13 protein-coding genes are annotated in these 13,450 nt (G+C 56.8%); 12 read left to right on the top strand and 1 reads right to left on the bottom strand.

Annotation, left to right across the window (positions count from 1 at the left end; translation table 11 throughout):
- Positions 1 to 66: 66 nt before the first annotated feature.
- The 5 genes from fnr to AAC076_RS01055 all read left to right on the top strand — a co-directional run bounded on the left by fnr (position 67) and on the right by AAC076_RS01055 (position 4,268).
- Positions 67 to 798, top strand: coding sequence for a fumarate/nitrate reduction transcriptional regulator Fnr (fnr, locus tag AAC076_RS01075; RefSeq protein ID WP_339842506.1), 732 nt, complete (start codon positions 67 to 69; stop codon positions 796 to 798).
- Positions 799 to 820: 22 nt separating this feature from the next.
- A complete protein-coding gene (locus tag AAC076_RS01070; protein ID WP_339842505.1) occupies positions 821 to 1,366 on the top strand; it encodes an adenine phosphoribosyltransferase in 546 nt (181 codons plus the stop codon).
- Positions 1,367 to 1,430: 64 nt separating this feature from the next.
- Positions 1,431 to 2,306, top strand: coding sequence for an ion transporter (locus tag AAC076_RS01065; RefSeq protein WP_339842504.1), 876 nt, complete (start codon positions 1,431 to 1,433; stop codon positions 2,304 to 2,306).
- Positions 2,296 to 3,489 (top strand): MFS transporter, encoded by a 1,194-nt coding sequence (locus tag AAC076_RS01060; protein WP_339842503.1) that lies wholly within the window; start codon positions 2,296 to 2,298, stop codon positions 3,487 to 3,489. Before AAC076_RS01065 ends, AAC076_RS01060 begins: the two co-directional genes overlap by 11 nt.
- Before the next feature lie 134 nt (positions 3,490 to 3,623).
- Positions 3,624 to 4,268 carry a response regulator transcription factor gene (locus tag AAC076_RS01055; protein ID WP_339842502.1) on the top strand — a complete coding sequence of 215 codons (645 nt, stop codon included), beginning with the start codon at positions 3,624 to 3,626 and terminating at the stop codon, positions 4,266 to 4,268.
- On the opposite strand, the gene AAC076_RS01050 is transcribed toward AAC076_RS01055, so the two are convergent.
- Positions 4,265 to 6,067, bottom strand: coding sequence for a hybrid sensor histidine kinase/response regulator (locus AAC076_RS01050; protein WP_339842501.1), 1,803 nt, complete (start codon positions 6,065 to 6,067; stop codon positions 4,265 to 4,267). The genes AAC076_RS01055 and AAC076_RS01050 overlap by 4 nt on opposite strands.
- 165 nt (positions 6,068 to 6,232) lie before the next feature.
- On the opposite strand from AAC076_RS01050, the gene AAC076_RS01045 reads away from it, so the two are divergent.
- The 7 genes from AAC076_RS01045 to AAC076_RS01015 all read left to right on the top strand — a co-directional run.
- Positions 6,233 to 6,790, top strand: a complete 558-nt coding sequence (locus AAC076_RS01045) for a hypothetical protein (protein ID WP_339842499.1) — start codon at positions 6,233 to 6,235, stop codon at positions 6,788 to 6,790.
- A 147-nt stretch (positions 6,791 to 6,937) separates the two neighbouring features.
- Positions 6,938 to 7,975 carry an NADP-dependent oxidoreductase gene (locus AAC076_RS01040; protein ID WP_339842498.1) on the top strand — a complete coding sequence of 346 codons (1,038 nt, stop codon included), beginning with the start codon at positions 6,938 to 6,940 and terminating at the stop codon, positions 7,973 to 7,975.
- 78 nt (positions 7,976 to 8,053) lie between these two features.
- Complete coding sequence (gene ybaK, locus AAC076_RS01035) at positions 8,054 to 8,557, top strand: Cys-tRNA(Pro) deacylase (RefSeq protein WP_339842497.1); 504 nt, start codon at positions 8,054 to 8,056, stop codon at positions 8,555 to 8,557.
- A 30-nt stretch (positions 8,558 to 8,587) separates the two neighbouring features.
- On the top strand, positions 8,588 to 10,069 hold the full coding sequence (gene glpK / locus AAC076_RS01030) for a glycerol kinase GlpK (protein WP_339842496.1): 1,482 nt from the start codon (positions 8,588 to 8,590) through the stop codon (positions 10,067 to 10,069).
- Between the two features lie 138 nt (positions 10,070 to 10,207).
- Positions 10,208 to 11,320: a GTPase gene (locus tag AAC076_RS01025; RefSeq protein WP_339842495.1), complete on the top strand. Its 1,113-nt coding sequence runs from the start codon at positions 10,208 to 10,210 to the stop codon at positions 11,318 to 11,320.
- Positions 11,298 to 12,848, top strand: coding sequence for a GTPase (locus AAC076_RS01020; protein WP_339842494.1), 1,551 nt, complete (start codon positions 11,298 to 11,300; stop codon positions 12,846 to 12,848). Before AAC076_RS01025 ends, AAC076_RS01020 begins: the two co-directional genes overlap by 23 nt.
- A gap of 391 nt (positions 12,849 to 13,239) precedes the next feature.
- Positions 13,240 to 13,450 (top strand): hypothetical protein (locus tag AAC076_RS01015; protein ID WP_339842493.1); only part of this gene is annotated, 211 nt, incomplete at its 3' end.

The raw sequence follows: 13,450 nt of genomic DNA, 5'->3' as shown, positions 1-13,450 counted from the left end.
TAACATGGAACATGCCGCACCCATGATGTAATCTTGGGAATCGTTTTTGGCCAATCAGGTGTTGATATGAGCAATCCCATCCGCCTTCGCGCCCTACCCGAGGCACACTGCAAGGACTGTTCTCTGTCCAGCATGTGCCTGCCCCTGGCTCTGCAGACCGATGAGATGGATACCCTCGACGCAATAGTCAAGCGAGGCCGGCCGCTGAAGAAGGGCGAGATGCTGTTCCGTCAGGGAGAGCCTTTTTCATCCATCTATGCTCTTCGCTCCGGTGCAGTCAAGACCTTCAGTCTGTCCGATACCGGCGAGGAACAAATTACCGGCTTCCATCTGGCCAGTGAAATGATTGGCCTTTCAGGCATGGACGATCAGCATTACCCGGTTTCTGCCGTTGCGATGGAGACCACCTCGGTTTGTGAGATCCCTTTCGAAAGACTGGATGATCTTACGGCGGTCATGCCTCAGTTACGCAAGCAGGTCATGCGCTTGATGAGTCGGGAAATACGTGAAGATCAGCAAATGATGCTGCTGCTCTCCAAGAAAACAGCCGATGAGCGGATTGCCACCCTGTTGATCAATCTGTCTGCACGCTTTCGCGCCCGGGGATACTCGGCTCGTGCATTTCGGCTAGCCATGTCGCGCAACGAAATTGGTAATTACCTGGGCCTGGCAGTCGAAACGGTGTCCCGAGTATTCACTCGTTTTCAGCAGCAAGGTTTGATCGCTGCGGAAGGCAAGAACATTGAAATTCTTGAACATACCGAACTTTGCGCGCTGGCAGGCGGCAACCTCGAGTAGGCTACGAATCAGGATAATCCGCATGATTTTTGACGAGTACACCATCAAGTCCCTAGTGCGGCCAGTGCCTGACTTTCCAAAGCCGGGTGTGACTTTCCGCGACATTACGCCGCTTTACCGTTCACCACGGGCAATGCGCATGGTCGCCGACAGCCTTATCCAACGTTATGTGGAATCGCCCATTACGCATATCGGTGCGATCGATGCCCGCGGCTTTCTGGTCGGTGCCGTCCTGGCGTACGAGCTGAACAAACCTCTGGTTTTATTTCGCAAGGTTGGCAAGCTGCCCGGCGATACACTGAAGGATGTCTATAAAACCGAATACAGCGAGGCAGAGCTGGAAGTGCAGCGTGACGCATTCCAGGGTGGCGAACAGGTACTCCTGCTTGACGACCTCATTGCCACTGGTGGCACCTTCATGGCTGCCGCGCGCCTGGTTCACCAGCTGGGCGCCTCGGTCTACGAAGCAGCCGCCATAATCGACTTACCGGATCTGGGCGGTTCGCGCAAAATGCAGGATGCTGACATTCCAACCTATACCCTGTGCGCCTTCGGCATCGACGAATAAGCCGCACCGAACCCGACCAACCCGTGATCCTGACCGCGTCCTGCGGTCAGCAGTGTGAGCAAGCATGAACACCGCAACCCTTGAAACCTCCCTGCCCTGGCGTCAGCGCCTGGCCGAAAGGCTTGAGCACCGCCGTTTCCAGTTTCTCGTGATGGCACTGATTCTGATCAACGCCGTGATTCTAGGCCTGGAAACCTCTGCCACCATGATGCAGCACTGGGGCGACCTGCTGAAGGCGCTGGATCGGATCATTCTCGCCATGTTCGTGGTCGAAATCGGGTTGCGATTCGTTGCCCATGGCTGGCGCTTACTGAAAGATCCTTGGGGTTTGTTTGATACGCTGGTGATCGCCATTGCGCTGGTTCCGGCCAGTGGACCCCTGGCCGTTCTGCGTGCGCTGCGGGTGTTGCGAGTGCTGCGTCTGGTATCGATGGTGCCGAGCATGAAGATCGTTGTTCAGTCTCTGCTCTCGGCGTTACCGGGCATGGGCAGTATCGTTGCACTTCTGAGCCTGGTGTTCTATGTGGCCGCAGTCATTGCCACGCAATTGTTTGGCGAGGCTTTCCCGGACTGGTTCGGCACGCTGGGCGCCAGCCTGTATACCCTGTTCCAGATCATGACGCTGGAGAGCTGGTCGATGGGTATCGTACGTCCGGTCATGGAAGTGTACCCCTTCGCCTGGCTGTACTTTGTGCCCTTCATTCTGATTGCCACTTTCATGATGCTGAACCTGTTTATCGCCGTGATCGTCGATGCCATACAGAACCAGCGCGAGCGAATCGCTGCAGCCAAAGCACTGAAGTCCGGCGTTACCGAGGAGCTGCATCCAGAGCACCACGCCAGCACGCTGTCTGGCATACATCAGGAACTCCTGCTGGATGAAGTGCGCCAGCTGCGCGAAGATCTCAGCGCTTTGCGCAGCGAACTGCGTGAGCGCTGAAGGACTGATCGAGTCAGGCACGCCCGCATTTCGCCGCGCATGCCTGGGATTGATTCTGGCTTCGCTGGTCGTTTTCGCCAACCTGTATGCGATTCACCCTTTACTGCCGCTGATCGCCGAGACTTATCAGGTGACCACCCTGCAGGCCAGCAGCGCCTTCACCCTGACCAACCTGACCCTGGCCTGCTCTCTGTTGCTGCATGGGCCGCTATCGGATGCGATTGGTCGTAAGGGTCCGTTGCTTATGGGTATCGCTCTTACGTTGCTACTCACCGTCATAATGGCCTTTACAACCGGCTTTACCACCCTTCTCTGGTTGCGAGCAGCAATGGGTATCTGCATGGGTGTATTACCAGCAGTGGCGGTTGCCTATCTGGGCGATAGCATGGGTCACAGGGCGTTGGTTGCCGCAGTGGGACTGTATATTGCCGGTAATGCGCTGGGCGGTGCGGGCGGGCGTCTGCTGGGCGGCTTTATTGGTCAACACCTGGGTCTGCAAGCAGTCTTCCTGACCATGGCAGGCTTTACTCTGATCGGACTGATCGGTGTTGCATTACTGTTGCCTCGCCCGGCCGCCTTCCATCCCAAACCCCTATCACTGTTCGGCAGCTTCAGAGATTTTGCCGACCATCTGCGCAACCCACGATTACTACCCGCTTTTCTTCTGGGTGGCTGCAATTTCATGATTTTCATCAACCTCTATACCTATCTGACCTTTCGCCTCAGCGCGGCACCCTGGCGACTCGGCGCAGATGCACTGGGTCTGTTGTTTCTGACCTATCTGGCAGGTACCTTTTCGGCAACCCTGTCAGGGCGTTTCCAGAACGGTGGCGGTCTACCCGGCATGGCCCTTGGCGTACTACTACTGCTTGCCGGATGCCTTCTGACGCTGTCAGGGCAGCTGTGGCTGATAGTCGCCGGTTTGGTGTGTGGCGCTTTCGGATTTTTCCTCGCGCACTCGCTAGCCAATGCCTGGATCAATCAGCATGCCACGCACAGCAAGGCCAGCGCATCTTCACTGTACTCTGTGTTCTATTACCTGGGCTCTGCCCTGGGCGTCTATTACCTGGAACCCTTCTGGCGACTGGCAGAATGGCCCGGAGTGATCGTCGGCTGTTTATTGATCCTGATTTTCAATCTGGGATTGATCGTTTACTTGCGACGGCCCCAGATTACGGCCTGACCTGCGCCAACAGCCCATTCGTTTACACACTCCACGGCTAGACCTTGGGTGCAAGGTTGCTTATTATCGCCTTACAACAAAAAATTCAATGACGCCTGCTCGCCTCAAGCGGTGCATTGCCTAGGAATAATTCCATGCTGGCACCCACGCTCCCGCCCGACACCCGTGTCCTGCTCATAGATGATCATCAGATCTATCTTGATGGCCTGACATTGACTCTGCAGAACCTGTGTTCCGGTGTCATTCTCGACCACGCCCATACCGCTGCAGAAGCTGAAAAGCAGGTACTGGCTAATCCCTACGATCTGGTACTGCTGGACTTGCAACTGCCCGATAGCAGCGGTCTGGCGCTATTGCAAAAGCTTCGCAAACTAGACTCCCTGGTTCCCATAGCGATCCTTACCGCCAGCAATAGCCCGAGCGATCTGGATGCCGCCATGCACCTTGGAGCCGCCGGCTTCATAAGCAAGACGGCGGACGGCACCATGCTTCTCGAGGCCGTAACACGGTTGCTGTTCGGTGAGCAGGTAGTGATCGGCAATGGAACCCAGCCCCTGGACCGCCAAGGCTCGGCAAGGGAGGTAGGCGTCACGCCAAGACAGCTGGAGATTCTCGACCTGCTTGCCGAAGGCCTACCAAACAAGGTGATCTGTCAGCGACTGAATTTGTCGGAAGACACCGTCAAGACCCATCTCAAGGCTCTTTTCAACTCCCTGGGCTGCCATAACCGGACCGAGTGCGTGAGCACTGCACGCAAACTCGGGCTGGTCAGTTTCTAGCGCCCGGCGTCAGGCTGGATCGACTGCAATAACTGCTGAATCGTGCGGCGCAGGCGCGCCGGGAGCACCGGTTTGTTGATCACTTCGATGTCAGACAACCTGGCCTGCTCGGTCACTTCATCGCTGGTGTCTGCCGTCACCAGCAATGCTGGGCCGTTATGACAGTGAGACGCGCGAAGCTCCCGAATCAAGGCTATGCCGTCACGTTCGCCCTCCAACCGATAATCGCTGATCAATAGATCCAGACTCTGGGGCTGTATATTCTCCAGCGCCTGTTCTGCACTGTCATAGCTGGTGATCTCACAGCCCCACTGGCTGAGCAGCGTTTCCATTGCCTCGCGATTGATAAGATCGTTTTCTACCAGTGCAATTCGCCCACCAAGCTTTTCCTGCAAGGCCCGGTTGGGCGTTATTACATCCTCCATCCAGTCACCGGTCGGCACTTCGATCCAGAAGTTGGCTCCCATGCCGGGTGCCGAGCGCAGCCCCGATGGATACTCCAACAGATGAATCAGCTGGCGGCATATCGACAACCCAAGACCTACGCCTTTTTCCAGCGTACGAGCCGGATTACGAAGCTGGGTAAACTCCTCAAAGATCCGTTCCTGCTCTGTTTCGTTCATGCCGCGGCCATTGTCTACCACCGCTAAACGTATCCGGTCCTCAACCCGAAATACCTGAATCTTCACCTCAGTAGCATCGGAGTGGAGCAAGGCATTATTGAGGAAATTGCGTACCAGTCGTTCCAATAGCAACGGATCACTGGTCACGGCGATACGGGGCGGGCAATCAAGATCGATAGTGATTCCTCGTTCCTCGGCGCTCACTTCAAGCGTGCCAAGAATGCGCTGCAACCATGGATACAGATTGAATGCGCGCAACTGCGGCCTGACCATACCGACACTGAGCCGGGAGATATCCAGAAGAGAATTGAGCATTGCCTGGAGTAGATGGGTCGAATCTGCCAGACGCTTGACGGTAAGCCGCACCGGTGGTTCCGTGACGCGTTCGTCCAGATGCTGAATAAACAGCGACATGGCGTGCAGTGGTTGGCGCAGGTCGTGGCTCGCCGTGGCGAGAAAGCGGGTTTTGCTCTGGCTCTCCCGCTCGGCACGGGTCCTTGCTGCGTCAAGCAATCGCTCATTGAGAAACGCGCTGCGCATCATGTATTCGTATATGTAGGCACCCAGGCTGCCGATAAGCGCAAAGCAAGTCAGAAACAACCCATTACCAATGATGAGGACACGACCACTGTCTACCATGTATTCGCCCCACAGGTATCCGAACACGATCGCCCAGCAGGAAAACACTGCATGACGGGCCGGTAAGCCCAGCAGAAAAAAGCCTGACAACAACACCAGGTAGAGGCCATCATGGGTCACAGGCACGCTTAACTGCGCAAGGCGGCTCACAACGATAATCATCGCAACCATCCAGCCCGCACAGACAAGACCCACACAGGCAACTATAAAGGCATTGCGAGTGGGCACCCTCCCTGCCCGGTTTGAATACCAGAGGCAGAACAAGACAACCAGTACCACGAACAGTCTCACCGGCACCGTATAACGGTGCACGTAGGGGGGCAGAAAGTGAAAGTCAATCCAGACGAACATCAGCATGAAGCCGATACTGGAAAACCCCACCAACCAGACCCGGCGGCACATCTTCTCGTGGAGGTAGGCCTGAAATGCGGGCTCGAACTGCTGACTGAACCGCAAACTCGCGAAACGCCGTTGCTGGGCGAGCAACGCGGGCTCATCGATTGGCGCACCGCTGCTTGTTGTAGAATCCGCTGCCATGTTGTTATCCGTTATGGGCACTGTTTGATGTCATTTTTATATCATTGGGCAATATAAGAACAAAATAGATAACTAAATCATTTTAAAAACAATACATTACTTTGAACTTTTACAGCTATGCTGGAAACAAGCCCCCGAACTGAAGGTGAATTTGTGACAGCGAGCATGACACTGACACATGAATGTATCACCCCGGCCGAGCAACCTGCGAGTCTCGGCAACACCATCAACATTCTGGCCCTTGCGCCACCTGCTCTCCTTCGAGAAGCGGTTATCCGGCCGACCCTGAGCTATCTCGGCGTCGTTTCGAGCTCCGCTGAAAATCTGCTACTGGGCACCCTGCTGGCGACCGCATCGCTGCCGGTCGATAAACAACCCCGGGGCGGAATCGGTCCATACGGCATATCCACCCAGCTACATACCCGGATCTGGGATGACTACCTGGCAACCAATGCAGACCAGGCTAGTCTGATTCGTGGTCTCGCCAGCCAGCGCTGCTTCTTGCAAAACCCCCATGCCGAGCTTGGCTACAATTTTGCCTATGCCACTGCAATTGCCTGGCTCATCTACCGCCAGCAGCTGGTTGAGCTGGAGGATGAAATGGACATTGATGAACTCGCTCAGCTCTGGCAAACCTGGTATCCGCACCGTGGAGCCTTGAGCAGCGATTTTATGACCAGTTGGGATCGAGCAGGCCACTGGGAAACGCATGCCTGGCCATGACTGCTGGCCCAGAAATTGGACGCGCATCTCACCCTGATCAATAACACGCCATCAGTTATCTGTACGCAGGTTGACCCTGACGCGGGTGCCACCCATTCTGTATCGCATAACGCTTTAATACAGAACAAGGCTCATAAGGAGACACCCATGCCCCAGTCAGAAACAGTCAATCGTCAGATATTACTTGCCTCACGACCAGTCGGCGCGCCGGGACCGGACAATTTCAAGCTGGTTGAAACTCCTGTGCCGCAGCCCGCAGCTGGACAAGTGCTGCTCCGCGCCCTCTGGATGTCGCTTGACCCCTACATGCGTGGTCGGATGAGCGATGTGAAATCCTATGCCGACCCCGTACCCGTGGGCGGCGTAATGACCTGCGCATCAGTTTGCCGAGTGCAAGAGTCCCATCTCGATGGCTACAGCAAGGGCGATCTGGTGATGTCCTTTACCGCGGGTTGGCAGGATTACTCGGTGTCCGACGGCGCCATGGTATTCAAGCTCGACCCGAACATGAAGAACCCCTCCCAGGCACTTGGCGTACTGGGGATGCCCGGCTTCACTGGTTATATGGGCCTGATGGACATCGGTCAACCCAAGAAAGGCGAAACCGTCGTAGTCGCTGCGGCCACCGGTCCGGTCGGCACCGTGGTTGGGCAAGTCGCCAAGCTGCAGGGCTGCAGGGTGGTGGGGATCGCCGGGGGCGCCGACAAATGCGCCTATGCGGTTAATGAGCTCGGTTTTGATGCCTGCCTTGACCACAAGCAGGCAAATCTTGCCGATGAGCTAGCCAAGGCCTGCCCAGACGGGATCGACGTGTATTTCGAGAATGTCGGCGGCAAGGTCTTTGACGCGGTGATGCCATTGCTCAATGCCCATGCCCGCATCCCTGTCTGCGGCCTGATTGCCCAGTATAATGCGACCGAAGCGCCCAGCGGGCCGGACCGTATGCCCCAACTCATGCGCCTTCTGCTCAGCCAGCGCATCCGCATGCAGGGTTTCATCATCTTTGACAATTACGGTCCGCATTTCCCCGAATTCCTTCGGGTAATGACACCCTGGGTTGCAGAGGGCAAGGTCCGTGTCCGGGAAGACAAGGTCGACGGCCTGGAAAACGCCCCGGAGGCATTCATGGGTCTGCTTGAAGGCAAGAACTTCGGCAAGTTGGTGGTCAAGGTAGCCGATAGCTGAGCAACAGATAGTTGAGTACAGACTTGGCGAGCAAGCCGGGACTCATTACCCTGTAAGCACGCTCGCCAGGAATCAAACATGACCCCCGCAACCAAAGCCCTGGACAAAGCCGGTATTGAATACCGGCTGCACCGCTACGATCACGATCCAGCAGCACAATCCTACGGTACCGAAGCCGCTGACAAGCTCGGCCTTGATCCCGCGCGCGTGTTCAAAACGCTTCTGGCCAGCACAGAGAACGGCGAATTACTGGTCGCAGTGGTACCCGTCACCGGCAGCCTTGACCTCAAAGCTCTGGCCAGCGCAGCCGGGGTGAAGAAAACGGCCATGGCCGACCCCGCAGCGGCCCAACGCACGACCGGCTACCTGCTGGGCGGCATCAGCCCACTGGGCCAGAAGAAACGCCTGCGTACCTTTATCGACAATAGCGCAGAGCAATGGCCTACTGTGTACGTGAGTGGCGGCAGGCGCGGCCTTGAAATCGAGATAGCCACGCAGCACCTGACCCTGCAGACCCAGGCGCAGATGTTGCCACTTGCCCGCATGGCAAACAGGGCCGACAGCATTCCCCCACAACCATAACAACCGCACAAGAACGGGAGCACCGCATTCATGGGCCAGCATATCCTCGCCATCGACCAGGGCACCACGAGCAGCCGTGCAATCATCTTCAACGATCAGGGCCAGCCCGAAACAATCGTCCAGACCGAGTTCAAACAGTACTTCCCGCAGGATGGCTGGGTGGAACACGACGGCGAAGAAATCTGGTCAAGCACTCTGGATGTATGTCGGCAGGTACTGGAGAAAGCGGGTTTGCGCGCGCAGGATATCAGCGCCATAGGTATCACCAACCAGCGTGAGACCACCCTGTTGTGGGACGCCGAAAGCGGACAGCTCCTGCACCACGCGATAGTCTGGCAGGACCGTCGTACCGCCAACTTCTGCCGCGAGCTCAAGGAAGCCGGTCACGAACCCATGGTGACAGAGCGCACCGGGCTGATCATTGATCCATATTTTTCCGGCACCAAACTGCGCTGGCTACTGGACAATGTTGAAGGTGCCCGCGCCCGTGCACAGGCAGGCGCGCTACGTTTTGGCACCGTTGACAGCTTTCTGCTCTGGCGCCTGACCGGCGGAAAGGTACATCGCACCGACGCCAGCAATGCCTCCCGGACCCTGATGTTCAATATCCATACCCAGCAATGGGATCCGGAGATGCTGGCATTGCTGGATATTCCGGCCAGCCTGCTGCCCGAAGTGATGGACTGCGCAGCGGATTTTGGTCATACCGAAGCTGATCTGCTGGGCGCCAGCATTCCGGTAGCAGGCATGGCCGGTGACCAGCAGGCGGCGCTGATCGGTCAGGCCTGCTTCGAACCCGGCATGGTTAAAAGCACCTATGGCACCGGTTGTTTCATGATCATGAACACCGGGGATAAACCGGTGACGTCCCGCAATCGATTGCTGACAACAGTGGGTTATCGCATACGAGGTAAAACCACCTACGCCCTGGAGGGCAGCATCTTTGTCGCTGGTGCAGCCGTGCAGTGGCTTCGGGATGGCCTGAAACTGATACAGCATGCGGGCGAAACCGAAGCCATGGCAGAGGAGACCGGCGACCAGTGCGGCGTTTACCTGGTTCCGGCCTTCACCGGCCTTGGGGCCCCTTACTGGGACCCAAAGGCTCGCGGCGCGATATTCGGCCTGACCCGGGATACCGGAATTGCCGAGATCGTCACAGCAGGTCTGCAGTCCGTCTGCTTCCAGACACGCGACCTCCTTGATGCCATGACCGCTGATGGGGCCAACAGCACAGCAGCCCTGCGGGTAGATGGTGGGATGGTGGTCAATAACTGGGTGGTTCAGGCCCTGGCCAACATTCTCGGTGTCCCCGTGGATCGGCCCCAGGTCACAGAAACCACCGCACTGGGTGTAGCCTATCTGGCCGGATTACAAATTGGCACCTACCAGAGCCTGGATGAGATTGCCGAGCATTGGCAATGCGAGCGGGCTTTTTCACCGGCCATGCCCGAAGCAAAACGCAACGAGCTCTACCGGGGCTGGCTGGATGCGATTCGTCGGGTACGCGAGTGAGATAAACAAGGCTCGCCTGCACGTCGGCAAGCAGGCTACATGCGGGGACCCAGGCCCATGACCTACACTGTAGGTAAATCGCCGATCTGGTCCGCAGCGCGCCAGCAATTTCGCCCACCGACTCAAGCAGGACCGTCAATGAGTTATTTCCAGCGAATCTATCGCACGCTCAACCCAGCCAAGAAGGCCGATCTGGAACTGGCATTCAGGCACAACGCCGAGCATCTGCCGACACTCTGGCTTATCGGCAAGACCGGAGCCGGCAAATCCACCTTGATTCAGACCGTCACCGGGCTCAGTGACATTGAGGTAGGCCGCGGTTTTCGGCCCTGCACCAAAACGGCTACCCGCTATGACTTTCCCACTACCACCCCGGTACTGACTTTTATCGATACCCGTGGCCTAGCCGAAGCCGGTTACGATCCCACAGAAGATATTAAAACCTGTGAAGGCAACAGCCACGCACTGGTAGTGGTCATGAGGGCAGATGATCCGGAGCAATCAGAATTGCTCGCAGCTCTGAAAAAAATCCGACAGTCCGGCAAGATCCGCAACGCGCTGCTGGTGCATACGGGCATCGATCTGCTCGACAACACCAGAGAAAGGGACAAATGCATTGCGCTCAATCAGGGCGCTGTCGAAAAGGTGTGGGGCGCGATTGAAAGCGCTCCGGTCGACCTTGTGGGCAGCGAGGGTCACCCCGTCGGCGTGGACGGCCTGGTCGAAAAGCTCGCTCAGTTTTTGCCTATCGTCGCCGAATTGTTCGAGCGCCGTGACAAGCAGTCCACTGAGGAGGCCAATTTCCGCAAGCTGAAGACCGAAATCATGTGGTACGCAGGCGCGGCCGGGGCCACTAACGCGGTGCCCATCGTGGGCCTGGTTTCAGTGCCCGCGATACAGACGAAAATGTTGCATAGCCTGGCTAACCAATACGGCCTGCAATGGAATAAACGTCTACTGACCGAACTGGGAAGCACCCTGGGAATGGGTTTTGGCGTGCAGTATGCCTCCCGCCTGGGACTGCAGCAGCTGGTCAAGCTGATTCCGGTGTATGGTCAGACCATCGGCGCGGCCTCTGCAGCCGTCACTAGTTATGGCGTGACCTATGCCCTGGGCCGCGTCGGCTGCATCTATTTCTTCAACAAGGCTTGCGGCAAGTCCACCTCACCAGAAGAGCTCAAGGCAACCTACCGTCAGGCCTTCGAACACATCATGCCAGTGGCCAAAGATGAAGCTGAAAACAACCTTTAACGCCTGGCGCGCAGCAGTCAGCTTTTCCGACCGGCTCAAGCCATTCGTGCTGATTGTTGTAATGCCACCGCTATTATTGCTGGCGTGCTTCGGGCTGTACGCCGTCATACGCTACAACTATATCCTGACCTTTGTGGGACTGCTGGGGCTGCTTACCCTGGCCGCAATGCTGCCGCTGATCTTCATACGCAGACGCAAGAAAAAATCTACGCCACCGGTTGATCAGACGCTGATCCAGGCAATGGAAACGCCCGACTACTGGACCCCACAGGATCGTGAGGCACAACTGGAACTGCTGCCGATGGTCAGCGAACTCGCGGATAAAAACCCGAATTGGCGCGCCATGTATGATGTTTCGTTTGAGCTTGCCCAGGGTGTGGCTACCCACTACGGGCAGGGCAAACGCCATGCCGAATGGGCCTTCTCACCCGTAGCCCTCCTGGCCATTGCTGAACGACTTACCCAGCGCTACAGGCGCACACTCAAGGAAAACGTGCCCGGCATAGACCACCTGAAGATCTCTCACATGCTCTGGCTGGAAGAAAAAGGCGATCAGTTCGCCCCTGCATTGAAGCTGGTGAACATCTACCGCAAGGTCCGCCTGCTCACACCAGAGGGGCTGCTCGCCGAACTGGGTAGCCAGGCCATTGGCCAGTCATTCGAGGGCCTGAGTGACGAGATGCAGTTGAGACTTAAACGCCTGCTGTTACTTGAGGTACTACGCGCAGCTATCGATCTCTATGGGGGCCATTTCCGCTTCGAGGACGACGAACTGTCGGTCAGCGCGTCTACATTGAAAGATGACTCCCGTACCGCAGAAAAACCGGAACCCATTCGTATCTGTCTGCTTGGCCAGGTGGGCGCAGGCAAGTCCTCAGTGATCAATGCCCTGACCGAAGGCTGGCAGGCGGAAACCAGTGCCTTACCCTCCACCGACCGCGGCTTGGTTTACGAGTGCAAGGTGGACGGCATTCCCTTCCTGCGACTACTCGACTTGCCAGGACTGAACGGCGATCCGAAAAACGAGAAAATCCTGTTCGAAGAGATGGTGCAGTCGGACATGGTGCTCTGGGTGCTCCGTGCCAATCAGCCTGCACGCAAGCTGGACCAGGCCTTTGGTGATCATTTTCAGGCATGGCAGAGCAAGCATCTCGATTATCAGGCGCCCACCACCATCGGCCTACTCAATCAGGTCGATCGCCTCGGCAATATCAACGACTGGACACCGCCCTACGACCTGACCGAGGACAGCGAGAAGGCTACGCTGATTCGCGAGGCGCTCGCATTCAATCGGGAGGTACTTAACCTCGAAGAGATCATACCCCTGTCTGTTTCGCCCGACCGCGAGCAATACAACGTCGACGCCCTGCGCGACCTCCTCAAGGAGAGGTACGGCAAGGCGCTCAATGTCCAGCTCAATCGCAGGCGTCGAGAAACCAGCAGCTTTTCTGCATCGAGGGAATGGAGGCGCGTACGTCAGGCTGCCGGAGCGCTGTTTGCATTGATGGGCAAGGATCGTGAACGTTAGGCCTGCGACCGGAGTCAATCGTTCCATGACCTTTTCCGCAAGTTACCATTATGTACTCAATGAGATTTCTCACGTTCCGCCTCCCCTCGAGGTCACCTCAGCGTGAGGCTTCAAAGCGTTCATAAATCCGAGGCAACTCTCTGATCATGACCTGCACTTGATCCCGGCTGGAATCATCAGCCCTAGTCGGACCTAGTCACATCATCGCCGTTTAATGCTCAAAGCAATCCCTCTATTCGGGGCTGAAGGTCCTGAAAATCGCATCAGCCTAAAATATTGAATGCGATTGACAATGATTATCTTCTGTCTTTAGAATCCCGCCTCGTTACTCCAGCTCGAATCTTAGTCGCGGTTCAAGCCAAGACGTAAAGTCCAACCCCAGGAAGATGAGATGACGCCAACACCACTATTCCAACGCCAAAACCTCGCTATTGCAGTCGCCTTTGCCCTGCTGCCTATCAGCGCAAGCGCCAAGAACCAGAACGCCTTCCGGTTGCCGACAATGGAAGTGGTCGGCTCTGAACAGACAGCCGTTTCCCGGCAAACCGGCGCGGTGGTTATTGTCGATCGCGAACAGATCGAACGCATTCAGCCCAAATCGA

The organism is uncultured Halopseudomonas sp. (genome assembly GCF_963977355.1).
In the GTDB taxonomy this organism is placed as follows: Bacteria; Pseudomonadota; Gammaproteobacteria; order Pseudomonadales; family Pseudomonadaceae; genus Halopseudomonas.
This window is presented reverse-complemented; position numbering and strand designations above follow the sequence as displayed.

Excerpts from the sequence above, each read along its gene's own strand:
- AAC076_RS01045 (WP_339842499.1), top strand. The coding sequence starts at position 6,233 with ATGACACTGACACATGAATGTATCACCCCGGCCGAGCAACCTGCGAGT.
- AAC076_RS01020 (WP_339842494.1), top strand. The coding sequence starts at position 11,298 with ATGAAGCTGAAAACAACCTTTAACGCCTGGCGCGCAGCAGTCAGCTTT.
- AAC076_RS01070 (WP_339842505.1), top strand. The coding sequence starts at position 821 with ATGATTTTTGACGAGTACACCATCAAGTCCCTAGTGCGGCCAGTGCCT.
- fnr (WP_339842506.1), top strand. The coding sequence starts at position 67 with ATGAGCAATCCCATCCGCCTTCGCGCCCTACCCGAGGCACACTGCAAG.
- AAC076_RS01050 (WP_339842501.1), bottom strand. The coding sequence starts at position 6,067 with ATGGCAGCGGATTCTACAACAAGCAGCGGTGCGCCAATCGATGAGCCC.
- AAC076_RS01055 (WP_339842502.1), top strand. The coding sequence starts at position 3,624 with ATGCTGGCACCCACGCTCCCGCCCGACACCCGTGTCCTGCTCATAGAT.
- ybaK (WP_339842497.1), top strand. The coding sequence starts at position 8,054 with ATGACCCCCGCAACCAAAGCCCTGGACAAAGCCGGTATTGAATACCGG.
- AAC076_RS01065 (WP_339842504.1), top strand. The coding sequence starts at position 1,431 with ATGAACACCGCAACCCTTGAAACCTCCCTGCCCTGGCGTCAGCGCCTG.
- glpK (WP_339842496.1), top strand. The coding sequence starts at position 8,588 with ATGGGCCAGCATATCCTCGCCATCGACCAGGGCACCACGAGCAGCCGT.
- AAC076_RS01040 (WP_339842498.1), top strand. The coding sequence starts at position 6,938 with ATGCCCCAGTCAGAAACAGTCAATCGTCAGATATTACTTGCCTCACGA.
- AAC076_RS01025 (WP_339842495.1), top strand. The coding sequence starts at position 10,208 with ATGAGTTATTTCCAGCGAATCTATCGCACGCTCAACCCAGCCAAGAAG.